The 23733-nt window shown below is 29.2% G+C and carries 28 protein-coding genes and 1 pseudogene; 6 read left to right on the forward strand and 23 right to left on the reverse strand.

The genetic code is table 4. The annotated features are described in order from the left end of the window. Nucleotide 1 precedes the first annotated feature (1 nt). On the reverse strand, nt 2-535 hold the full coding sequence (locus tag E1I18_RS01040; RefSeq protein WP_141483756.1) for an NUDIX hydrolase: 534 nt from the start codon (nt 533-535) through the stop codon (nt 2-4). A 51-nt stretch (nt 536-586) separates the two neighbouring features. On the opposite strand from E1I18_RS01040, the gene E1I18_RS01045 reads away from it, so the two are divergent. Beyond that, on the forward strand, nt 587-1552 hold the full coding sequence (locus E1I18_RS01045; protein WP_141483757.1) for an ABC transporter permease subunit: 966 nt from the start codon (nt 587-589) through the stop codon (nt 1550-1552). Between the two features lie 18 nt (nt 1553-1570). Continuing rightward, nucleotides 1571-2320, forward strand: a complete 750-nt coding sequence (locus E1I18_RS01050) for a hypothetical protein (RefSeq protein WP_141483758.1) — start codon at nt 1571-1573, stop codon at nt 2318-2320. Nucleotides 2321-2370: 50 nt separating this feature from the next. On the opposite strand, the gene E1I18_RS01055 is transcribed toward E1I18_RS01050, so the two are convergent. The 14 genes and pseudogenes from E1I18_RS01055 to E1I18_RS01120 form a co-directional block, all read right to left on the reverse strand. Beyond that, nucleotides 2371-2592: an acyl carrier protein gene (locus E1I18_RS01055; protein WP_141483759.1), complete on the reverse strand. Its 222-nt coding sequence runs from the start codon at nt 2590-2592 to the stop codon at nt 2371-2373. Between the two features lie 7 nt (nt 2593-2599). Continuing rightward, nucleotides 2600-3310 carry a peptide chain release factor N(5)-glutamine methyltransferase gene (prmC, locus tag E1I18_RS01060; RefSeq protein ID WP_141483760.1) on the reverse strand — a complete coding sequence of 237 codons (711 nt, stop codon included), beginning with the start codon at nt 3308-3310 and terminating at the stop codon, nt 2600-2602. After that, a complete protein-coding gene (prfA, locus tag E1I18_RS01065; RefSeq protein ID WP_141483761.1) occupies nt 3310-4389 on the reverse strand; it encodes a peptide chain release factor 1 in 1080 nt (359 codons plus the stop codon). Before prfA ends, prmC begins: the two co-directional genes overlap by 1 nt. Before the next feature lie 145 nt (nt 4390-4534). Continuing rightward, nucleotides 4535-5227: a 50S ribosomal protein L1 gene (gene rplA, locus E1I18_RS01070; RefSeq protein WP_141483762.1), complete on the reverse strand. Its 693-nt coding sequence runs from the start codon at nt 5225-5227 to the stop codon at nt 4535-4537. A gap of 14 nt (nt 5228-5241) precedes the next feature. Beyond that, nucleotides 5242-5673: pseudogene (gene rplK, locus E1I18_RS01075) on the reverse strand (50S ribosomal protein L11); the annotation flags it as partial. Nucleotides 5674-5876: 203 nt separating this feature from the next. Then, the gene (locus E1I18_RS01080; RefSeq protein WP_141483764.1) at nt 5877-6437 is read right to left on the reverse strand and encodes a thermonuclease family protein; all 561 of its coding nucleotides are present in this window, start codon (nt 6435-6437) and stop codon (nt 5877-5879) included. A gap of 86 nt (nt 6438-6523) precedes the next feature. After that, complete coding sequence (gene gatB / locus E1I18_RS01085; protein ID WP_141483765.1) at nt 6524-7939, reverse strand: Asp-tRNA(Asn)/Glu-tRNA(Gln) amidotransferase subunit GatB; 1416 nt, start codon at nt 7937-7939, stop codon at nt 6524-6526. Beyond that, on the reverse strand, nt 7932-9260 hold the full coding sequence (locus tag E1I18_RS01090; protein WP_141483766.1) for an amidase family protein: 1329 nt from the start codon (nt 9258-9260) through the stop codon (nt 7932-7934). Before E1I18_RS01090 ends, gatB begins: the two co-directional genes overlap by 8 nt. Further along, a complete protein-coding gene (locus E1I18_RS01095) occupies nt 9260-9562 on the reverse strand; it encodes an Asp-tRNA(Asn)/Glu-tRNA(Gln) amidotransferase subunit GatC (protein ID WP_141483767.1) in 303 nt (100 codons plus the stop codon). Before E1I18_RS01095 ends, E1I18_RS01090 begins: the two co-directional genes overlap by 1 nt. A 10-nt stretch (nt 9563-9572) precedes the next feature. Further along, nucleotides 9573-10421, reverse strand: coding sequence for an RluA family pseudouridine synthase (locus E1I18_RS01100; RefSeq protein WP_141483768.1), 849 nt, complete (start codon nt 10419-10421; stop codon nt 9573-9575). Nucleotides 10422-10450: 29 nt separating this feature from the next. Beyond that, complete coding sequence (gene scpB, locus E1I18_RS01105) at nt 10451-11032, reverse strand: SMC-Scp complex subunit ScpB (RefSeq protein ID WP_141483769.1); 582 nt, start codon at nt 11030-11032, stop codon at nt 10451-10453. Next, nucleotides 11022-11777 carry a segregation/condensation protein A gene (locus E1I18_RS01110; RefSeq protein WP_141483770.1) on the reverse strand — a complete coding sequence of 252 codons (756 nt, stop codon included), beginning with the start codon at nt 11775-11777 and terminating at the stop codon, nt 11022-11024. The genes scpB and E1I18_RS01110 overlap by 11 nt, the downstream gene beginning before the upstream one ends. Then, nucleotides 11770-12462 (reverse strand): lysophospholipid acyltransferase family protein, encoded by a 693-nt coding sequence (locus tag E1I18_RS01115; RefSeq protein WP_235888472.1) that lies wholly within the window; start codon nt 12460-12462, stop codon nt 11770-11772. Before E1I18_RS01115 ends, E1I18_RS01110 begins: the two co-directional genes overlap by 8 nt. A 62-nt stretch (nt 12463-12524) precedes the next feature. Then, nucleotides 12525-12851: a 4'-phosphopantetheinyl transferase superfamily protein gene (locus E1I18_RS01120; protein WP_141483772.1), complete on the reverse strand. Its 327-nt coding sequence runs from the start codon at nt 12849-12851 to the stop codon at nt 12525-12527. Between the two features lie 146 nt (nt 12852-12997). On the opposite strand from E1I18_RS01120, the gene recU reads away from it, so the two are divergent. Beyond that, nucleotides 12998-13483 (forward strand): Holliday junction resolvase RecU, encoded by a 486-nt coding sequence (gene recU, locus E1I18_RS01125; protein ID WP_141483773.1) that lies wholly within the window; start codon nt 12998-13000, stop codon nt 13481-13483. On the opposite strand, the gene E1I18_RS01130 is transcribed toward recU, so the two are convergent. The 8 genes from E1I18_RS01130 to E1I18_RS01165 form a co-directional block, all read right to left on the reverse strand. After that, nucleotides 13476-13820 carry an HU family DNA-binding protein gene (locus E1I18_RS01130; protein WP_308495575.1) on the reverse strand — a complete coding sequence of 115 codons (345 nt, stop codon included), beginning with the start codon at nt 13818-13820 and terminating at the stop codon, nt 13476-13478. The two genes, recU and E1I18_RS01130, sit on opposite strands and share 8 nt — an antisense overlap. A gap of 53 nt (nt 13821-13873) precedes the next feature. Then, nucleotides 13874-15184, reverse strand: a complete 1311-nt coding sequence (gene der, locus E1I18_RS01135; protein ID WP_141483775.1) for a ribosome biogenesis GTPase Der — start codon at nt 15182-15184, stop codon at nt 13874-13876. Further along, nucleotides 15174-15851: a (d)CMP kinase gene (gene cmk / locus E1I18_RS01140; protein ID WP_141483776.1), complete on the reverse strand. Its 678-nt coding sequence runs from the start codon at nt 15849-15851 to the stop codon at nt 15174-15176. Before cmk ends, der begins: the two co-directional genes overlap by 11 nt. Before the next feature lie 14 nt (nt 15852-15865). Further along, nucleotides 15866-16336 (reverse strand): hypothetical protein, encoded by a 471-nt coding sequence (locus E1I18_RS01145; protein WP_141483777.1) that lies wholly within the window; start codon nt 16334-16336, stop codon nt 15866-15868. Between the two features lie 53 nt (nt 16337-16389). After that, nucleotides 16390-17478, reverse strand: a complete 1089-nt coding sequence (dnaJ, locus tag E1I18_RS01150) for a molecular chaperone DnaJ (RefSeq protein WP_141483778.1) — start codon at nt 17476-17478, stop codon at nt 16390-16392. Between the two features lie 106 nt (nt 17479-17584). Then, entirely contained in the window at nt 17585-18643 is a 1059-nt protein-coding gene (locus E1I18_RS01155; protein WP_141483779.1) for a YihY/virulence factor BrkB family protein, read from the reverse strand. Between the two features lie 40 nt (nt 18644-18683). After that, nucleotides 18684-19967, reverse strand: a complete 1284-nt coding sequence (locus E1I18_RS01160) for an AEC family transporter (protein WP_141483780.1) — start codon at nt 19965-19967, stop codon at nt 18684-18686. A 140-nt stretch (nt 19968-20107) separates the two neighbouring features. Continuing rightward, complete coding sequence (locus E1I18_RS01165; protein ID WP_141483781.1) at nt 20108-20557, reverse strand: RpiB/LacA/LacB family sugar-phosphate isomerase; 450 nt, start codon at nt 20555-20557, stop codon at nt 20108-20110. 235 nt (nt 20558-20792) lie between these two features. Between E1I18_RS01165 and E1I18_RS01170 the strand changes: the two genes are divergently transcribed. Genes E1I18_RS01170 through ybeY form a run of 3 tightly spaced genes read left to right on the forward strand, consistent with a single transcriptional unit; the run spans nt 20793 to nt 23733 of the window. Beyond that, nucleotides 20793-22853: an Mbov_0121 family peptidase domain-containing ABC transporter gene (locus E1I18_RS01170; RefSeq protein WP_141483782.1), complete on the forward strand. Its 2061-nt coding sequence runs from the start codon at nt 20793-20795 to the stop codon at nt 22851-22853. After that, on the forward strand, nt 22828-23214 hold the full coding sequence (locus tag E1I18_RS01175) for an MAG1140 family protein (protein ID WP_141483783.1): 387 nt from the start codon (nt 22828-22830) through the stop codon (nt 23212-23214). Before E1I18_RS01170 ends, E1I18_RS01175 begins: the two co-directional genes overlap by 26 nt. 57 nt (nt 23215-23271) lie before the next feature. Continuing rightward, nucleotides 23272-23733 carry an rRNA maturation RNase YbeY gene (gene ybeY / locus E1I18_RS01180; RefSeq protein ID WP_141483784.1) on the forward strand — a complete coding sequence of 154 codons (462 nt, stop codon included), beginning with the start codon at nt 23272-23274 and terminating at the stop codon, nt 23731-23733.

Here is a 23733-nt window from a genome sequence, read left to right on the forward strand (position 1 = left end):
CTTAAACTCAATCCTTGTGATTCAACCTTGTGTATGGTGTTTTATAAGTTTCAAAAATAAAATTTAAAAAACTTAAATGATAAGGCATAAAGTCACCTTTATCAATCATTGTTTTTATTTCCTCGAGAGAAACAAATTTAAATTCATCTATCTCTTCAATTTGCATCTTTAAATCGTCAATACCTATGTCTGACTGCAATACATAATAATCACATATAAAATTTTCTAGATAGAGAGTAATAAATGGTTTTTTGAATTTGGTGATTAATTCAATGCCTGCTTCTTCTTTTGTTTCACGTTGTATTGCTTCAAATGAGGATTCACCGCTTTGTACAGCTCCACCAACACTCAAATCTCACATTCCAGGAAACATTTTCTTTAATTTATTTCTTTTTTGTATCAATAATTGCCCTTTTTTATTGAATAAACATAGAAATACAAATTTTTGATGTTCATTTGCATTTAACTTTTCTCACCGATCGTGACCAATTGCAACAACTTTATTATCATCGTTAAAAATATCAACTAATTCCATTTATCCCCCAATTTTATTATCAATATTTTATAATGTTTTATACTTATATTAATGAATAAAAATGCCTTTAAAATGTTGAGAAAAGACAGAATTCTAGCATTATTTGCTAGTATTATTTTTGTTTTTGCCTCTTTATTATTCGTTGTTATTTTTGTTTTTGCCTCTCTGAAATCGTTTAAATTATGGGGCACTCATCATTTATTTTGAAATTTTTCAATTGAAAACTTCAATGGTGGTATTTTGTTGAGTATTTTTTACTCAATAATTGTTGCATTCATAACACTGTGTTTCAGTATTCGCTTATCTTTACGGACCTCTATATTTATTGTGTTTAGATGTGATGGTAAAACTAAACACATTTTATCATTGATATTTAATATTTTTGGTGGTTTACCTAGTGTAATTTTTGCTCTAGGTATATACATATTTTTGACCAAAAATACTCATATTTCTGTAAATTCGTCTCATGAGTATAACTTTGTTTTCTTGATTTTGATGTTTGTTATATACAATTCTGTAGTACTTACTAAACTGTTAATTAAAACATTGGATAAAGTTGAATTTAAAGAGAAAAATATTCTTAAACAATACAATATTTCAACCTCTACTATCATTTATAAATATATTCTGAAAAATCAAAGAAGCAACTTGTTGAAAGATTATTTTATTGCATTTGTTAAAGTAATAGGAGAAGCAAGTGCAGTAACTTTTATTATGTTTTCAAACAAAACATTAGATGTCTTTGGACATAATTTTTTAAGTTCCAATGTAAGAACAACTGCTTCAAGTATCACAACAAGTTTTTTTAGCTTTGATTCATTGAAAGGCTCAAGAGAATATTTATTTACTCTCGCCTTCTTTTTGGTTGTTTTTATAGGTTTTATTAATTTAATTATTGACAGAATAAGCAAATATGCTTCAACAAATGATAATTCTTTGTTCTTACTCACACAGATAGTTAAAGAATGCAAAATCAATAAAAAATATCAACGTTCAGATATTCGCTTTTTTTGATAAGAAACATTCTCTGCATCATTGCTTTTTATAGGTATAGGTGCAATACTCACAATAATTTTTGGTAGCACAGCATATAGTTTATCTAATAGTTATGCAAGTCAATATGTATTTGATGATTCGACTACAAAAGCATTGATAAATACATTGATCAGTGGTTCAATTTGTGCGTTTATTATCATGCCGATAAGTTTTCTTTTGGCTAAATTTATTCATAAAAATTCAAAAGATAATATTATAAGCAGAATAATCAATACGATAAAAACATTGAATAATGGAGTGCCTTCTTTAACTCATGGTCTTGTAGCATATTTTGTTATTGTTGAAATATTTAAATTTAGAAATTCTCACGCAAATAATTTATCAATGTTTGCTGGTATTATAGCTTTTATCTTTTTATTGACTCCTTTTATGATAAATCATTGAAACAAATATTTTGAAGGCACAAATAGTGAACGAAAAGTACTCAAAAATGAGTATATTAGAAAATTATTACTTAATTTTGCAAGCGCATATTTTTTGATTATGGCTTGCTTTGTAGCTGAAACTTCTGCATTTTTGCTTACTGTTGGTAATAGTTTTTCAGGTTCATTTTCTCTATTAGAACCACAACAAACTTTAACAACAAGAATGATGTATCTTCTAGAAGAAGGAAATTCATACGCTTATATTGAGATTGTTAAAAGCGGTATTGCTGCGATTCTTCTTTCATTACTTTTTAATACAAGCAATTATTATCTCCAATATTTTATTGACAAAAAGTACTCATAATTCAATGTTTTGGTCAAATTACAAGAGAAATAAAAAAATAAGTCATTGACTTATTTTTTGCTATTTTCAATTAGATTTACAACATCTTGAATGGTTTGAATTTTCATTAGCTCTTCATCACTAACTCTGATTTTCAATTGGTCTTCAAGATCAAAAATTAATTCTGCCAAGGTCAATGAATCGATTTTTAATTCTTTAAGTTGTGAGTCCAAATGCACCTTAATTTTTGTGTGTTTTTGAACTTTTTCAATTACTAAATCTTTAATTTGCATAATGTTATTATACAATAACAAAACGGTCTTTTTTATTAATATCTTTTAATATTGATGCACCTGGAATTTGACGTCAAAACTCTATATGCAGCGGATTGATTTCAAAAATTAATTTGCCACCAGGCTTAAGAAATTTTTTATACTCCGCAAGTATTTTTTTATAGAAATATAGACCGCCATCACCAGCATAAAGAGCATGTTGTGGTTCAAATAATAATGAACTATGATTGTCTAAAATTATGTTTTCATCAAGATATGGAGGGTTAGAAATAATCAGATCAAATTTGCCCAAAATATTGCTAAATAAGTCGCTTTGGTAAATTTCAATGTCTTTAAGACTATTGAAATTAATCAGCGCATTTTCTCTAGTTTGACTAATTGCTTCAGGATCTATATCACTTAATGAAACATTCACTTTTGGTGCATTTTTTTTAATACTCAAACCAATAAAACCAGATCCGCAACACAAGTCTAAAATATCAAAATTTGCATCATTTTTAATAAAATTTTTTAGAACATAATCAACCAATTCTTCAGTTTCATATCTCGGTATTAAAACCTTGTGATTGAGATTAATTCTCGTATTTAAAAATTCAACAAAACCCATAATTTGTTGAATAGGCATCCCTAAATCCAATTTTTTTTCTTCTTCAAAAGATATTGTTAATGGTAAACCATATCGTTTTTTTTCTTGTAATAATTCTTCTTTTGTAGGCATTATTTCATTTGACTTGCAGCAATTTTTTGATTTTGTTCTTCAGTCAGCAGACTTTGAATTATAGGTTCAAGTTTGCCTTCAATTATTTGTTTTAATGATGTTGAAAAACCAATTCTATGGTCAGTAACTCTATCTTGAGGATAATTGTATGTTCTAATTTTTTCACTTCTATCACCATGACCTGCTAATTTTCTGTAACCAGCTTCTTCATCAAGTTTTTTTTGCATTTCTAAGTCATAAAGTTTTGATTTTAGAACACTCATAGCAGCCTCGCGGTTAGCAATCTGACTTCTCTCATCTTGCGATGTTACAACAATGCCTGTTGGTATGTGAGTAATTCTAACTGCAGAGTCAGTTGTGTTAACACTTTGACCACCTGCGCCTGATGAACGAAATGTATCAATTGATAATTCTGAAGGTTTAATTTCAATATCAACACTATCATCTAATTCAGGCATTACTGTTACAGTAACTGTTGATGTGTGAATTCTACCTGATGACTCAGTTGTTGGTATTCTTTGAACTCTATGAACACCTGTTTCAAATTTGAGTTTTGAATAAGCATTTTCACCACGGACCATAAAAACAATTTGACTAAAACCGCCCGCTGATGCAGGAGATGATGAAATTGTTTTGTATTTAAATCCAATTTCATCAGCATATTTTGTGTACATTCTGAACAAATCACCTGCAAAAATATTGGCTTCATCGCCGCCCGCAGCACCTCTAATTTCAATAATAACGTTTTTATCATCGTTTTCGTCTTTTGGCAAAATTAAAATTTTTAATTCTGACTCTAATTGAATTAATTTTGGTTCGTTTTCTTCAATAATGCTTTTTGCAAATGCAATTTCATCAGCATCCTTTGAATTTAACATTTCTTTAGCATCTTTTATATCATTTTCAAGATTTAAATATGTGCTAAAAGTTATGGCAATATCTTTAATTTTTCCAATTTCTCTATTGATTCTAGTGTATTCTTTGATGTTATTGATTATGCTATCTTCAGATAATTGTTTTAAGAATTCATCGTATTTACTTTTAATACCAAGTAATGATTTATACATCGTTTGTTCCATAATTATAAAATTATAAACTATGAATCTTAGTACTAAGACAAAAAAATATTGAAATACACTGGTATTTCAGTACATTGCATCTAATAAGTAAATTAGTGCAAAGCAAAAAAAATACTGAACCAATTATGAGGTTCAGTATTTAATATTATTTTTCGATTTTTACTTTGATTCCAGGACCCATAGTTGGAGAAACAACTAAGTTTTGCATATAGGTTCCTTTAACAGCGGTAGGTTTTAGTTTTTTGATTAATGAAATAATTGTTTGAGCATTTTCAACTAGTTTTTCACTATCCATTGAAACTTTACCAATAAGTGTATGTACAATACCTGCTTTATCAGTTCTATAGTTTGCTTTACCTTTTTTAAGTTCTTCAACAGCTTTTTCAGGTGTTGGAGTTACTGTTCCAGTTTTAGGGTTAGGCATTAAACCTTTAGGTCCAAGTTTTTTACCATATCTACCTAAAATTGGCATCATAGCAGGGTCAGCAACCATAACATCAAAGTCAAATTCATCTTCTTTGATTTTTTGTTCTAATGCTGCACCATCTACAACTTGATCAGCACCAGCTGCTTTAGCTAATTTTTGTTTTTCAGGGTTGTTTGTTACAACTAAAACTGTAACATTTTTACCTGTACCGTGAGGAAGTAAAACAGCACCACGTAATTGTTGATCTGCTTTTCTAACATCAAGGTTTAGTTTGAATACTAACTCTACTGAACCATCAAATTTTGAATATGAAGTTCTTTTAACTAATTCAATTGCTTCTGGAAGGTCATAAGCTACAGTTTTGTCAAATGATTCTCAAGCAGCTTTAATTTTTTTACCAATTTTAGCCATTATTTGTCTCCTTTGACTTCTTCATATCCTTCAATTGTGATACCCATATTTTTTGCAGTACCAGCAATTGTTTTCATTGCAGCTTCAACATCATTAGTATTTAGGTCAGGAAGTTTGTATTCAGCGATTTCTTTTAATTGTTCAACAGTTATTGAACCAACTTTTGTTGTTTTTGCATTTGAACTTCCTTTTTCAAGTTTAGCTGCTTTAATAAGTTTGTAACTTGCAGGTGCTGAAAAAAGTTTAAATTCAAATGATTTGTCATTATATACAGTGATTTGTACAGGAACTGGTTCATCCCCTCTATCACGTGTTGCATCATTAAAAGCACGTGTAAATTCTGGCATATTGATACCAACACCAGCTAATGCTGGACCTGGTTTAGCTTGGCCAGCTTTAAATTGTAATTTACGAACACGTACAATATCAGCTTTAGATTTTGCCATTTGTAAGTTATCCTTTCGATAAATGTGGTTCTAGCGATTTATATCTCCCACTAGTTTAGAGGCAATTAATAAATTGCTTTTTAATTATATTAGAATTAGTTAAATTAAAAAATATGCTTTTTTGAGTACATAAATTAACCAAAAGTACTCAAAAATGTGTATATTGGTAAAAAAATGAGCATAATTATTACGTCTATCATCAATTATTTTTTTCAAAATACATCTTTTTCATTATGAATTCAAAAGCCTCTTCGACTTCTTTTTGCATCGTTTTGGATTTTTATTATTTCATCATAATATTTTTGAGATCACTCGTCATTTACTCAATAAGCAAAATTGCTTCTTGTCTTTGAAATATATTTAACACGAGCAAGACCAGCACCAAGAAGCAATTTTGCTACGTCAATTCCTTGATAATTTCTAACAACACAAACTCATCTGCCATATTTATCTGAGCTTAATTTTCTAACATTTATTAGCTTATTTTTAAGGATGTTTTGCATAAATTGAGCAGCTCTTTGAGCAAAAAAGTTCTCATATTTTGCGACCTTATTATTTTTTTTCTTGGTTTCTGGTGTATCAATTCCAAGTATTCTAATTCCAACTTTTTGTCCATTATCGTTAAAATAAATTGTGTCTCCATCTGCAACATGGTATTCAGTTATTTCAAAACTTGGATGACTGCTTTCAAAGTTCAAAACACATGAGTTTGAGACGAGCAAAGCAGTTATTGTAGGTAAAATAAACAGATTTTTTATTTTCATAACTATTATTAAAGCGATTGTTTAATTTAATCAAAAAAAGGAAAAAATTATCAAAACACACACAGTTTTCTCTGTGTGTGTTTAATTTATTTAAATTTGGCCTGCAATATTTGTTCAACAATTTGAATAGCTTTAGTTGGATTTACTTGACCACCTGAAATTTTCATTAATGATCCTTGTATCATTTTTAGAACACGTTCAGGTCTTGAAGTGTATTCACTAACAACTTTTTCATTTTGTTCTATTATTTCATTTACTCATTTTGTTATTGTAGAGGTGTCTGAAATTTGTTCTAGTTTGTTGTCTTTTATTAATTCTAAAACATTTTTTGAGTTATTTTGCAGTAGAGGAACTAATTTCTTAAATGAGCGACCACTAATTAATTCCTCATCTAGATAACCGATTGCTTGTTCTAAATCAGTTGTTTTTATTCCTAATTCAACAACATTTTTTTGCAATGAGTTTGCTAGTGAGACAACTTCAGCAAAGAATAATTTAGACAATTTATCGCGATCGGTGTATTGAATTGAATCAAAATATTGAGCTAAATCAATGTCATTAACTAGAGAATTAATGTAAATTTGTTGAATGTTGCTTTCTTTATATCTCTTCACTTTTTCTCATGGAAGTTCACTAAGTTTAACATCTTCAATAAATTTATCACTCAATTTTATGAATGGAATATTTGGCTCTGGAAAGTATTTGTAGTCAACTTCACCAGTTTTTGTTCGCATTACAATATTGCTTTGAGTATCTAAATCAAATCTTTTAGTTTGTTGTAGTATTTTTTCACCTGTTCTAAGCTTTTTGGTTTGAATTTCGATCTCATTTTCGATTGCTTTTGCAATACTTCTAAACGAATTTATGTTTTTAATTTCGACTTTTGTACCAAATTTTTCAACACCTTTAGGACGCAATGAAATATTGATATCAGCACGCAAAGAACCCTCTTCCATTTTTGCATCAGAAATTCCAAGAGCAAGAGCACACTGACGTATCATCGAAACATAAGCAACTGCTTCTTTTGCACTGCGAATACAAGGCGTTGTTACTATTTCAATTAAGGGTGTTCCAGCACGATTATAGTCTAATTTTGTGTGTGTTCCATGATGCTGTCGTGCTGTGTCTTCTTCAAGATGAATTCTCTCAATCTGTACTTTTTTATTGGTTTCTAAATCAATAATAATTTCGCCATTTGAACCAATTGGTCTAAAAAACTGTGTGATTTGAAAACCTTTTGGCAAGTCAGGATAAAAGTAATTTTTTCTATCAAAGTGCATTTCTGAATCGATATTCATATTTAGTGCTTTTGCTAATTTTATTGCAAAAATGACTGCTTGTTTATTGATTAAAGGCAATGTTCCAGGGTATCCAAGATCAATTTGATTGATTGTTGTATTTGGTACTGCGTTAAAGTCAATTTTAGCAGGCGAAAACATTTTGGTTTTTGTATTGAGTTCAAGGTGTATTTCGATACCAATAATTGTTTCAAAACTATTCATTTTTGCCTCCTAAAATTTCTTCAAATCAAAGTGCATGTGAAAGTAGTTTTTTATCCTGATAAATTGGAGTTTGCAATGCAATATTCACACCTAAATTATTGATATTTTTAATTCAAGGAATTGTAATAGAAGGATTACCGCTAAGATTTGATGTGGTTAAAATATATTCCATAAATCCATAATTTTTATTTTTAGAAGAATCAATAAAAGGAGCAATATCACCACTTGCTGGAAAAACAACAAGGTCGTATTCTTCATGGAGTTTGTCTCAATATTCTTTGATTAATCTTCGCACTTGTTGAGCTTTAATGAATAGTTCCTTTTGGTTTTCTGAAAACAAGAAATAACTTCCAAGAGTTAATCTACGTTGCACCATTGTGCCAAATCCTTGAGATCGTGTAGCTGTCATAATTTCTTCTCAATTTTGACCATTCTTTCTTGAACCAAAAGCAATACCGTTGAGATTAGCCAAATTAGAACTTGCTTCAGAGTATGAAATTATGTCATAAACTGGTTTAACTGCATTGAGTAAATCAACATCTGGTTTTACCAAACTTACTGAAATTTGTGTATTTTGGAAAAATTTAAGCAATGATTTGTACTCTTGAGCAACATAATCACTAAGCAATGAATTATCAATATCAAGGAAAGCAATTTTATTTGGTTTTAGAGGTGCAATGTCTTTGATTTCAACATCAACTGACGTAAAATCCTTGTTATCTTTGCCATATAAAACTTGTGAAACAACTGCTATATCATTCACGTTATGAGCAAAATAACTGACTGTATCCATTGAGGAAGCATAAGCAAACATTCCATATCTGCTAATTGCTCCATAACTTGGTTTGAAACCTACTTGAGAATTGTATGAAGCAGGCAGACGAACTGAATCACCAGTGTCTGAAGCTAAAGCAAAGGAAATATTTTTGGTAAGTGTTGCAGTTGAACCTGATGAAGAACCACCAGCAAGTCTTTGAGGATCATTTACATTTTTAATTAAACCAAATGCACTATATGTGCCAGTTCCGCCAAGTGCTAACTCATCGTTATATACTTTTGCAACAGGTACAGCACCTGCGTCAAGTAATTTTTGCACACATGTTGCATTGTAACCGGGTTTAAAGTTTTCTAAAATCTTACTTGAAGCAGTAGTTTTTGCATCTTTTGTTGCAAAAACGTCCTTAATAGTAAATACTGCATCACTAAGTACTCCTGAACCTTGCTTTAATGAATTTTCATAAACATAAGCAACAGCATTATTTTTATTGTTTTTTAATTCTTTTTGAGCACCTATAAAGTAACCTTTATTAATCAATTCCATTATCTTACCACCTTTGTAGTGATGATGAAGTCGTTGTCAAAATCACCTGCGTTGCTTAATGCTTGTTGTTTAGTGATGCTATCTGCTTCGCTAACAATATCTTCACGTAAAAAATCAACGAATAAATTTTCATTTATGTGTGTTAGTGGTTTTATGTTTTCAGTATTAAATTTATTCATAAATTCCAACGAACGTTGAATTGAGTTTCATTCTGCAAGGATTTGGTCAATGACTTCATTGCTAGGTTCAAGCATAAGTCTCTTTACAATACTAACTAGTTGTTCCTTTGTAATATTTTTCATAATTTCCTTTCTATCAATTTGGTAGAGATCTAAATTCCTTGTTGTTAAGGTATTCTAAATCTGCTTCAAGTGAGTCAAACTTCAATAAATATGAGTGTAAGTATAGTCTTTTGTCTCTTTTTGCACCATATTTTACATCACCTTTTATTGGAGCATTTAGTGTAGCACAACAGAGCCTAATCTGATGTTTTTTTCCAGTAAGTAGTGTTGCATAATATGTGTTGTTTATGTATTCAATTTTAGTGATTGATTTTTGCGAAAACACTGATTTTTGAGTAGTTTTCATTCGCTTATTGACTTCGTCTTTTTCGATATAAAACTCATAAATATTAGGCTTAATATCACACTCAGGAATGAATATATATTGCTTAGTGAATGAATGTTGTTTTTTATTTAGTTGAACCAAAGAAGAGTAATTTTTTGCATATAACATAAGACCACTCGTTGCCTTATCAAGACGTCCAACATGACTAGGTTTAAATGCATTCTCAAATTCAACATTTAGATAAGAGAGAACTTGCTCATCAAGACAGTTAGCTTCAGAATGGACTGCAATATTATTTGGTTTATTGACGATTAAAATGTTGTTGTCTTCATAAATTATATCTGCTTGCAACTTTGTTGAAGAACTATATGGGATAGCTTCAACAAGTGTTGAAATTCCATAAACTTCAATAATGTCGTTTGGCTGGATAATATAGTTGAAGTCTTTGACTCTTTTGTTATTAACCTTGATGTCACCTTGTCGAAATGTTCTGTAGATTTTAGACATAGGTGTGTTTGCATAAATTGATTGAATGAATTTAAGTATTTTGCGATTGTGGTCATTTTTTGTTGCAATATATCTTTGTTTTTGCATAAAAAACTAAAATAGTGGCTACACCACTATTAAAGTTGATCTCCACGTTGAGAATCAAAGAAATTTAACTCTTCAGCAGTATCATTTTCAATTCCGTCTACATAATTAAATTCGGCCAATTTTGGAAGGTCAGCCATTGTTCTAATTCTGAAGTAGTCATAAAATTTGTTTGTAATTCCATATAAAACAGGGTTTCCAGGACTCATTGAAATTCCGACTTCTTCAATAACACCTTTAGCCAATAATGTGTTCATAACTTGCTCGCTAGCAACTCCACGAATATTGTTAATCATTGAACGTGTGACGGGTTGTTTATATGCAACAATACCAGCGACCTCAATTGCAGCATTTGAAAGTCTGTGTTTTTTGACTACTTGCACCATTTTTGTGATGTATTCTTTGTATGTTTCACGTGTTGCAAGTTTGAAAATTTCATTAAAATTCACAACTTTTAAAGCAGTATCACGCATATTGTAATCTTTTGTGAAGTCGTTCATAACTTTTCGTGCTTCAGGTATTGTGTTTAAATTAAAAATTTCTTTGACTTGTTCAAGGGTTAAACCTTCATCTCCTTGAATGTAAAGCAATGCTTCCAAAATATTATTTTTCATATTCAGGTCCTTTTTTAAATGTTATTGTGCCAAATTGCTCTTTTTGTTCAAGCACTATTTTTTGAGTTTTAACAAGAACTAAGAGTGCTAAAAAAGTTATTACAAAGTGATTCATTGTTGGTTGATTAAAAACTTGTTCAAATTTAACCTCATCATTATTCTTAAATAAATCCATTATGAAAGGCATTTGGTCTTGAGGTGTAAGGTGGAAATGTTCAAGTTTTGTTTTTCTTAATTGAATTGCATATGTTCTTTCGAACATTTTTCTTAAGACAGTGATTAGTTTAAGTGGATTTGATTGGCCATCAAGTTGAGTTTTGTCATCGTCAATTAAAAATGGTTCAATATCGCTTGGAGTTTTGATAAAAATATCACCTCTAGCCGCTTCGCGTTCACGCAATGTTTTGGAAATTTCTTTGAATTGCTGGTATTCATAAAGACGACGTAAAATTTCTCGTTTGTCTTCTTCAATTTCTGGTTTTTCTTCAGGTGTGTATAACATCATTTTTGTTTTGAGTGCTAGAAGTGTAGCAGCCATAACTAGATATTCACCAGCAAGATCGATTTCATTGTCTTGTAAATTTTGAATAATTTCAAGATAAGCACTCGCTAACTGAGCAACATCAACGTCCATTATGTCTTTATGTTTATCTTGAACCAATGCCAACAATAGATCAAGAGGTCCATCAAAATTATCAATATTTATTTTGAATTTTTCTTCATCGTTTAAGTATAAATTACTCATTTTTCAATACCTTTTCTATAGATTCTTTGACTTTGTTTGCTATTGATTGACGTTCCATTTTGATGAATTCAACAGGTTTTAATGATTTTAAGAATTCAACTTTTATTATTAATTTTTTGTGTCTGTGTTTATTTAGCGCATCACGAGTATCGGAAATTGCAACTGGAACAATAGGTAAATAATGTGATTGAGCAACTGCAACTGCACCACCTTTAAATTCGCCTAAACCATCTTCTTTAATTCTAGTGCCTTCCGGAAATACTACTCCATAAGTTTTTTTTGTTTTTACAAAGTCGCCTAGTTTTTTGATTGCTAATACAGACTGACGTGGATTTGCACGGTTGATAAATACTGTGTCAATTAATTCTAATGTGTTTCTAACAATTCTTCTTTTTTGTAACTCTATTTTTGCTAAAAAAGTAGCAATTTTATTTCCACCTTGACGTGAATAATCTTTCTTTTCCAAAGCAGCAATTATTAGTAATGGATCAATATTTGATTTATGATTTGGCATCAAAATTGCTGGCGCTTTTGGTAGATTTTCAAGACCACTAACATCAACTTTTACATTGAAATATCACAATAATTGCTTAACCCTTTTGAGTAAATAATCACTTCTTCTTTGAAGCGGAAATTCATCATTTAGACGTCGATACTTTCTAGCGTTTGCATTTAATCTTCACATACATCAAAGAAAATGTCATCAAAGAAAGATCATTTTAAAAGTAAAACTCATAACACTCCTTTTTAATTTGAAACAAAAGCAATCAGCAAGTCACCTTCATGAGAGGTTGAAATTGCATAATTTTTATACGTTCATTTTTTGTCTATTTTTTGAATGGTAATTTTATTGAAGTTGCTTAGTGAATTATTTGCTTTAAATAAAGCTTCCTTAATTGCTCATAAACTTGCTAAATATGTTGCTTTATCAACTTGTTTTTCTAATTCTGCTACTTCTTCTGGTGAACAAAATCTCTTTATAAAGTTTAATTCACAATTCTCAAAACGGCTAATTGTTGTTATATCTACACCAATTTGCCGTTTTGAAAACTTATTTTTCTTCAAAAAAATCATAAATTAATTATATTATTCAATTTTAATATATAACTTAAATTTTAATTTTAATATTAATAAAAGAATATAAAATTAATCAAAATCACACTGATTTAATAATTTTTTCCTTTTTATGGAGTTATGTTTCATTTTGTTTAATATTAAGCATGAATAAAAATCGCGGAATGTTATTAGAAAAAATTATCAATCAAACAATCTCGTATTATGACAAAAATAATTTAGCTTTGATTGAAAAGAAGTCTTTGCCAGTGAAATTTCAAAAGATTTCAGACAAAAAAGATTTGATTAATGCTTATGTTTTTAAAAAGAGTACAGTAGATTATATAGGTTGTGTAAACGGTAGTTTTGTTGCTTTTGAGGCCAAAACGACAAATGAAAATCGGCTTCCATCAAGCAATATTTTAAGTCATCAGATTGAATATTTGAAGAGAGTTTATGAACAAGGAGGAATAGCTTTTTTTATAGTACTTTTTTCTAATGTTGATGAGTTTTATTTAGTGAAAGCCAGTTATTTTGCAGAGCATTGAAAAAAATCCTGATCATATGAAGAAATAAAAAATACTGGATATGAAATTGAACTTACATATCCAGGAATTATTGATTTTTTACCTTACTTAAGCAATTTTACTTAGAGTTAATTGCTTCTTTTAAGTATTTTGAAGATTTAAATTTAATAGCTTTTTTAGCAGGTGTTAGTGTTTTTGCTTTTGTGAATGGATTTATCGATTCACGAGCAGCTCTTTCAACTGTTTCAAAAGTTCCGAGAGTGCTTAATTGAACTTTTTCACCTTTAGCTAAATTATCTTGTAATACATAGATGAATTTGTCGAAAAACTCACTTGCATTTCTAACTGGAACATTCATTAATTCTGCTATTTCAGCAACAAATTCTTTTTTTGTCATTTTTCTCCTAGTAATTAATTTATATTGAAAATATTTTAGTATGAAATGTAAAAAACACCAAGATATTTTGTTTTTTACACACATTTTTGAGTAGTTTTGGTAAAAATAACCACAAAAAATTACTCAAGACCTGATTTATTCTTAAATATAAGTTTTAGCGGGCAACCTGTAAAATCTATCATTTGTCTCAATTGGTTTTCTAAAAATCTTTGATAACTTCAATGAAGAAACTTCTTGTTGTTTACATAAAAAACAAATGTTGGAATTTTTGCGTCTGTGTATTTACGAGCAAAATAGATATTTAGTCTTCCACCATTATATGGTTGAGCAGGTTGAATTAACTGTGTTTCTCTAATTAAATTTGACAACAATGATGGTTTTATATCACGTTCAAGGTTGTTTTTTACTTGTAATATTGTGTCTATTAGTTTGTTAATTCTTTGTTTATGGAGCACTGAAATAAAGCAAAAAGGTACTCAAGGCACAAAATGGAATTTGTTTCTCATATTTTTTTCAAAATTGCTCATTGTATTAGTTTCTTTTGTAATCAAATCTCATTTATTTACAACAACAATAATCGGTTTTTGGTTTTCCAATGCATAACCAATTATTCTTGAGTCAAAATGACTTAATTCTCTTGATGAATCAATCATTATTAAAGATAAATCTGATTCCTCAAGTGCTGAAATAGCTCGCATTAATGCATATTTATCAACAGCATCAATTATTTTTGATTTTTTTATAATACCAGCCGTATCGACAATTTCAAATGTATGGTCTTGAATTTTTACTAGAGTTTTAACTGCATCTCGAGTTGTGCCTGCAATATCACTTACTATTGAACGTTGCTCGCCTGAAAGAAGGTTTAAAAGCGAACTTTTTCCTGAATTTGGACGGCCTATTATTGAAAGTCTAAAGTTTTTTTGGCTTTTTTGGTCATCTAAATGTAAATTTGCTAAACACTCATCTAGTACATCACCGACACCATGACCATGCTGAGCACTAATTTTAAAAATATTGTCAACTCCAAGTGAGTATCATTCTCAATTAAAATTGTCAGGGTTATCAAGTTTATTGGCTGCTACAACGACAGGTTTTCCACTTTTTTGCAGCATACTTAAAATCATTTGGTCATCATTAGTAATTTCACTAGAACCATCAACCATAAAAATAATAACATTGGCCTCTTCAATAGCGATTGATGCTTGCAATCTTATTTGTTCCTGAAAAGGACGATTTTCAATTTCAATACCACCAGTATCAATAATTTTTATTTCTTTACCGCCTCACTCAAAGGTTTCATAAAGTCGATCACGAGTAACACCAGGTTCATCATAAGTTATTGAACTTTTTTTGCCAATTAATCTATTAAATAGAGTACTTTTTCCAACATTTGGCTTTCCAATTATTGCAATTACATTATTTCTCATCAGCTTTTACCTTGATTTTTCTTATTATTTCTTCAACAACTTCTTCAAATGACATGTGTGTGCAATCAATAACTTGTGCATCTTCAACAATTTTTAAGGGGTCATTTTTTCTTGATGAATCTCGGAGGTCTCGTGCTTCAACATCGGCTAAAACTTCATAAAAATCAGTGTTATATCCAAGTTCTAAGTTTTGTAAAATTCTTCTTCTTGCTCTTTCAGGAGCACTAGCAGTCAAATATATTTTCAACTCTGCATAAGGCATAATTCGATAAGTTGTGTCTCGGCCATCCATAATGTAACCTTTATTTGCTTTGGTGATTTTTTGAACAAAATCAACAACATATTGACGAACTTTTTTATAAACAGCAATGTTTGAAGAAATTTTTGAGATAATGTCTGCACGAATTAGCGATGTAATGTCTTTGTTTTTGAGATAAATTTTTTGCTGATTATCAAGATGAATTTGCAAAAATTCATCATTTAATATTTTATTGACCTCTAACTCATTTTCATAATCAATTCCTAATTCATTGACCACATATGCAATAGCTCGATATACACTTCCCGAACTTATAAAAGTGTAATTTATTCGTCTAGCTACTTCTTGTGAGACTGTTGATTTTCCTGCACCTGAAGGTCCATCAATTGCGACATTTATCTTTTTCATATTACCCCTTAATTTTAGAATTTTACTTTATTAATTACTATTTCAGATGTTTCAGAAAGAGTTAATGTATCTTCTGAATTGAATCTAGAGTCTAAACCTAAATCAATATTATTGTTGTATTGCATTTCGATTGCATTTTCTTCTATTAATTTTGATAGCGTTTTGTGCTGAAATGAAATTGATTTAAAAAAATTTTTTCCTTTTGTTTGCGTCATAAAGTTGAGAGCATCGAACGAATTTTTGAGAGAAATTCAATAATTTTTATTCAAAAATGATTGTTTATGAACTTTATCAAAATTAAATTCGGGTGCTGATACTTCATCAAAAAATGATTCAAAATTTGCATTTGGTTTTAACTTCATAAAGTCAACAACATCATTCTCAAGTTCTTTGTTTGCTTTTAAAAGAGAGTTAAATAAACTTTTGGAATCATAACCTTTATTTGGAAATATTTCATCAATATTCAAAACATTTTTTCGCTTCATTATTTAATTATATAAATATATTTAAATTTAAATAAAAAATGCCTATAAAGGCATTATTTAAATTGTTTTATGAAATCATAATTTGTTGTGTCTTTGTATTCTTCAAGATTTTTTGATAATTTAGACATATCTGAATTTGATAAATTAGGGATTACAACTTTTAAAATTATTTTTAAATCACCACTTCGACCACTTCTTCGAACACCTTTGTTGCTCAAAACTAATGTTTTACCGTTTTGGTAGCTTCTTCTTAATTTAATTGTTTCATTTCCATAAGGTGTAGGCACAATCACTTCTTTTTCACAAATAATATCAATAAATGAGACTGGATATTCTAGAAAAATTGTTAATCCATCACGTTGGAAATGTGAGTGAGGTTTAACATTAAGTTCGATGTATAAATCACCTGATGCTCCACCATTAGTTCCTTTAGCTCCATAACCAGTGATTTTGATTCTATCTCCAGTTTCGCTTCCTGGTTGAACATTAAATGTGATAACTTTTTGTTTTTTGACGTAAATTTGGCCCTTACATGTCTTACATTTGTTTTTAATTACTTGACCTTTTCCTTGACAATTATTACATGTTGTTGCAGTATTTATAACACCAAAAGGTGTTCTTTGTTGAACGTTTGTTTGTCCGCTTCCTCTACATTGATTACAAGTAATAATATCTGACTCTGATGCAGCTCCAGTTCCTTCACAATCTGAACATGCTTCTCATTTTTCAAGATTTTGTTTAATTTCATCACCCTTGATTGCTTGCTCAAAAGTGATGTTGATTTTGTACAACAAGTCATCACCACGTCGCGGTTTTGTACTTCTTGAACTGCTAAATCCACCAAATCCACTAAAGATATTGCTAAAGATATCTCCAAAACCGCCAAAGCCACCTTCAAAATCACCAAAATTAAAGCCTTGAGATCCTTCTTCAGATCCAAACTGGTCATAATTTGCTCTTTTTTGCTTGTCGCTTAAAACATCGTATGCTTGATTTAGCTCCTGCATTTTTTGATCACTTGTGCCGTCTTTTAGTTTGTCAGGGTGATATTTCATTGCTAGCTTTCTATAAGCAGCTTTTATTTCTTTGTCAGTAGCGTCGCGCGATACACCTAAAATTTCATAATAATCTTTTTTACTCATAATAAATATTTTAGCACAAAACATATTAGAGTGCTAATATAAAATTATAATATTTTAATGTGATAATTTTGACCAAAAGTACTCATAAACGTGTAAATAAGTAAAATTACACCTTAATGATTCAGAAATTTCTTTTGGCTGTTGTGTATGAAGAATAATAAGTTTTGTAATATGCCTCGTTAATTATAATGCCTAGAAAAATGAAATATGATAGCGAAGATACAAACAAAGCTAAATAAATAAAAGCACCTACAATACCATAGTTTTTATAATAATTTCCATTAGAAATCAAATGACCAAAAACACTAATAAAAACTAAATTAGGTAGAGTTGTGATTAAAACACCTGGTAATACTGAAGTGAGTGGATTTTTAAAACTTGGAGTAAGTTTATATATCAATATAAATCCAATGTATAAAAATATAAACAAATATATATCAAAAGATATGTAGAAGAAAATATTCTTACCTGTATTGGTGCTTATTTTAGGATTAATATAATTAAAAAATGATACATAAAATAAAGCCATTATAAAAATATATAAACTGATACCTATAACAATAAAAAAACCTCGTAGTCTATTTAAAAAGAAATTTCCTAAGGATTCGTGTTTATAAACATAATTTTGCAAGTAAATAAATCGTCCTCAACCACTTGAGCCAATTCAAGTTGAAGTAATTAACAAAAACGCGATTGCAGTGTAGTTTGCACTTTTCGAAAAACCTGTTTTAAAGTTTAAACTTAGGACATTTTCAGCTCCAGGGATAATTCTGTGCATAATTTCATTTATGAATGTTTTGCTAAACGTCTCGGGCAATAGATTCATTAAAAAAACAACAATTGTAAGTATTGGCACAAATGAAATTAGGAAATAAAATGCGAGTGATATAGAAACAAAAACTGAGTCCTTTGCATTGAATTTTGAGTATGTTCGGTCAATTAGTTCATCTGTTTTACTCTTGTTTTGTCATACTGCACGGGGTGTTGAGATAAGCAAAATAATTCGAATAAAAAACTTGATGACTTTTTCATAAATTCATCAATCATTGTTTTCGTTTGGAATAACACTCTTGCTTATTGAAGATTTTCGAATAGCTTTTCTGTAAGCTTTATTCATTTTTTTGATTTTTAAGCCAGTGTAGATATGTTCAGATTTTTTGTCCATCTAATAAAATGATATATAAAATATACAAAATTATTAATAATTAAGTAAATGTAACTTCACTAATCACAATTCATGTTGGTATAAAAATTATTGATGCAAGTGTTGAAAGCGCAGAAGCGCGAGCAGTGAAATGCGGTGCTTGATTATGTGAAAGTGAAAGCGATGTTGGTACTGCACCAGGTGGAGTTGAAAAGATAACGACAATTGAAAGACCTGTGATTTTATCAATATGACCAGAATTATTTAACGCCTTTAAAATACCTAAGATTATTGCAGGCATTACAATAATTTTTATTATTGTATAAATTCATGCTCATTTGTCTGAAAAAACATGTTTAAGTTTGCTTTCGCCCATTTTCATTCCAACACTAAACCAGACAATTGGAGTACAAATAGCAGCAATCATATTGGCTACATTGAAAACAAATGGAATTGTTGTTGAAAAATTCATATAACCACTAGGAGCAAGATTAGTTTTTGTATAGAGGTTCTGAGCAAAGTTATAAATATATCTTTCATTGTTTTGGTCTATATAGATACGTTGAAACCATAAGCCATAATTTGCGTATTTTTCGACAACAATTTCACCATTTTGTGTTGCTATATTAATTGGTTTATTAAGCATTACTTCATGTGCACCTAAAGATGGAATGAGTTGCAATAGTCACAAAACAAAACCAAAAAAAGTAATTAAAAGTGTAGGATTTGTCAGCATTACTTTCATATTTTTCTTGAAATTTTGCTTACTTGATTTCATACCAGTTAGCACTATAAAACCATATGTATAAAGAAAAATACGTTGAGGAAAATTATAAATGCTAGCACTAATTATTGCATTTGATTGATGCGGCGTACCTTTATAAAATTCAGCTAAAACCGGAAGTCCAAATGTTGTAGTCATACCGAAAACCAGTAGCATAAACATTACCATAACTCTTTGTTGCGGAATATCGCCATCTGTTTTTGCTGAAAGAGTACCTAATACAGAGTTTGAGTTAGCATTCTTTATAAATGCTGGTATTTTGTGTTGAAATTTTGATCAAATTCAAGCCAAAAAACACAAGACACCATGCATTACAAAGGAAATAAGTATTATTCATGCTTGTTGCTTAAGCAATTCAATTGTCATAGAAGACATAAATCCTCTAAAAGCAATAGCAGGTAAGGAAACTTCGAGAACAAGTTTACTAAATGCTGGTATTCATGTCTTGTTGAAGATTCTTTTCTTAACGAATAAAAAACCTAAACTGATCAATAAAATGCTTGCTACACATATACCAATTAAATTTGAATTTGTTATTGTAGCCTTAAAAACACTACTCATAAATTTAATTTTACATTTTTTTGATTTATTAACTCATAAATTTCCCAAATATACTCAAAAATGTGTATATTTGTAAATTTTTTCTCTTTTTTTTATAAAAAAAACTTGCAATATGTTTTGCAAGTTTATTGATTAATTTATTATTCGTTTAAATTTTCTATGTCATCAATTCGTTCTTGGTGTCTGCCGCCCTCATAATCAGTTTTAATATATTCATCAAGCATTTTTTCCGCTTCTTTTTCACTTAATTGACGACCACCAAAAACTAACACATTTGCATTATTATGTTGTTTTGCTAATTTTGCATCTTCAACACTTGTTACTCTTGCAGCACGAATTCCGTGATGACGATTGAGAGCATAAGAAATTCCTAACCCCGTACCACATAAACCGATTCCAAAACATACATTATTAGATTTTATATAGTTAGCCAATTTATGTCCTTGAAGTGAATAAGATACTTTTTGAGCGTCGTTTTCAGGACCTAAATCAACAGCCTCATAACCTAATTTTTTAACGTAGTCAACCAGTTTATTTTTTAAATCTACTGCAGCATGATCGCTTGCTAGTGCAACTATTTTTTTATCCATAATTTCTCCTTATTGATAATTATATTAAAGCTACTAAAACTCAATACATTTATTTGAGCAAATATCTAAAAAATATTATCTATAAAACCTTAATTTGAGTGAATATGATCCTTTAAAATAGATTTGTTTCTTTACTCGAATTATTTGCAAGCCTTTAAATGTTGTCTTTTTGATACAAAAATGCTAATTTTTTCCTTTTTTATGCTTTGTGAAGCAAAAAAGTCAAAAAGAAGTTATGAAAATAACAAAACAACACGATATAAAAGACTGCGGCCTCCACGTAATGCAATTTTTTGTTAAAAAATACACAAAAAATGATGTTTCACTGTCTTATCTTAAGTTAAAAGCAAATTATGGAAAGGATGGAATAAGTCTTGCAGGTTTAAAAGATATTGCAAGTGAATTTAATCTAGTTTTTGATACATACAAAGTTGAAATTAACAATCTATTTAGCATTGCAAAGGTTGATTTTCCATTAGTTTGCTTAATTAAAGAAGAAGGTTTGCAACACTATTTAATCCTTGAAAAAATACACAGAGATGTATTTTATTTTCAAGACTCTCGAGTTGGAACAAGCATAAAAATCCATAGAGATCAATTTGAAAAAATATTTACTGGCTACATAAGTTTTGTGTATTTAGATGAAAATAAAGTGATAAAAAATGAACAATTTGTTATTGATAACAAACTTAAATCACTCATAAATATTGATTCAACATCGTTTGTGTTGATTATTTCTGCATTGCTCTCAACTCTTTTAGCTTTTGGATCAACATTTTTTATCAAATTAGTTTTCGATTTTGTGATTCCAAATAATTTACTAAAGACTCATATTATTCTTTTTGTTGCTTTTTTGTGAGTAAATTTCGTGCGTTTTAGCAATAATTTTTTCAAAAATACGCTTACTAAAAAACTAAGTAATAAAACTGAAATTGCAATTAAGGATGCATTTTTTAGAAAAATTCAATCAGTTTCGCTAGATGAATTAAATAGGTTGGATAGGAATGAAATACTGAAGAGATTGAGTTATATATCAATGGTTGCTGATTTTCAATCAACATTTCTTTACATTTTTTGATCTGAACTAGTTGCATTAATGATCTCAACAATGCTGCTTATATGAATTAGTTATCAATTATTTCTAATGATTTTGTGTGTAAGTGTGTTAAGTTTTTTAATTAAGTTAGTCTTTAACTATTTTGTTGAGAAAAAGTATGCTGAATATTTAAATAAAGCTCACGTTTTTTCACTAAATGAATTGGAAAACGTATATTCATTGAACAGTTTTAGAACAAAAAATGAGGTAAATTACAAAGAACTTATAAGACAAAAGTCAATGCTAGAATATAAGGCAATTGACTATACTTTAAATAATAAAAATAATTTAAGTCTTTTTGTTACTGACTTAGTTATAGGTAATTTAGGCTTAATTACAGTATTTATTGGTGTTTTTCTAATATTAAAAAATCAAATAAGCATAGGTGAGGTTGTTTTGGTTTTAACTGCATCGAATTATTTTACTCAACCTATAAGTTCATTAAGCGGACTGATAGCATCAAAAAAAATTATTGACAAGCATGTTGATATGTTGAATTTTGTTTTTTGTCTTAATACTCATGAGTTAAATGACAAAGGAATTGTAATAGAAAAAATAAATAATATATGTCTCAATGATATTGATTTTGGTTATGACAAAAGCAATCCAGTAATCAAGATTAAAGGGTTAATGCTTGACTCAAACACACAGATATTTGGTAAAAATGGCAGTGGTAAAAGTACTCTATTAAATTTACTAAATTACACATATTTCAGTACTAGAGGGAAAATTTATATCAATGAAAATGAGTCAGAATTCATTAATAATTCAGAACTTAAAAATTCTACTTTATTGATAAATCCACATGTATTTGTCCAAACTGGTACAGTTTATGACTATTTAACTTGTGGTAAAAATGAACTTGCTAATATTCTTCTTGAAAATGTGCAAAGATACAAACTCGATAAAGTGATGGAAGAAATGAACATTAATTTTAATTCGTATTCAAGAGACAATGGACAAAATTTTTCTGCAGGTCAAAGACAGTTGATAATTCTCTTGAAGTTGTTTACTAAAAAGTACAAACTCATTCTTTTAGATGAAGCATTTGAAAATCTTGAAACACGCGTCTTCAATAAGATAAAAGAAAAAATTAAAGAATTTCAAAGTGATGCTATGTTTATTGAAATTAGTCACAGTAGAAAATATATTTATAACAATAAAGGAGTAGATTTTGACAAAGTTAACCAGGCCAACTAAAACAATGTGAGTTCTTTTTGCATTATTGATTATTTTTTCAGTTCTTCTAGCTTATTTTGTATTGAGTTTCAAGATAGAAAAGACAATAAAAGTGCAATTTTTCATCAATGATAAGAGAGAATTAGTGCTTATTGCACCCGAAAAAACGTTGTTTTTTCTTGAAAAAAATAAACAGGTTAATGTGAATTATTCAGACAGATTTTATATGCTAAAAATATTTAAAATCCAAAAAATCAATGAAAATGTGTTAGTTAGTTTTTATAAAATACCACCAGAAATGAAACTAGTTCCAAATACTCATATTGATGGTTCGCTTTTTTATGAGAAGACAAGTGTATTGAAGGCTCTGTTTCCATATTAATTAAATATATAAATATTCATTGTATAAATTATAAATATTTAATAATATAATAATCATATGATTGAAATAAACATTGATATCCAAAATGGAGCTTCTTTCAAATTCGAAGAAGAATTTAAACAAATTTTAAGTAATTTATGCAACTATTTTAATTTAACAAACAAGCAGGTTATCTTGGATGTTTCAATTGTGAATAACAAAAAAATCCAGAAATTAAATAAAGAATACAGAGGTAAGGATTATCCAACTGACATATTAAGTTTTGACTTTGGTGGCAGTGAAGATTTTGAAAATTTGCCTTTTCTTCACATAGGTGAGTTAGTGATAAGTCACCAAAAAGTTGAGCAACAAGCGAATGAATTTAATCATTCAATTCGACGAGAGTACTGTTATTTGTTTGCTCACGGTTTAGTTCATTTAATGGGTTATGACCATGAAAGTGAAGAAGATAAGGCTCAAATGGACAAAATTGTTGATGATATATTTTTACCTTTGAATATAACTAGAGAGGGAGATTAA

This window comes from Mycoplasmopsis mucosicanis, from assembly GCF_006546935.1.
In the GTDB taxonomy this organism is placed as follows: Bacteria; Bacillota_I; Bacilli_A; order Mycoplasmatales; family Metamycoplasmataceae; genus Mycoplasmopsis; species Mycoplasmopsis mucosicanis.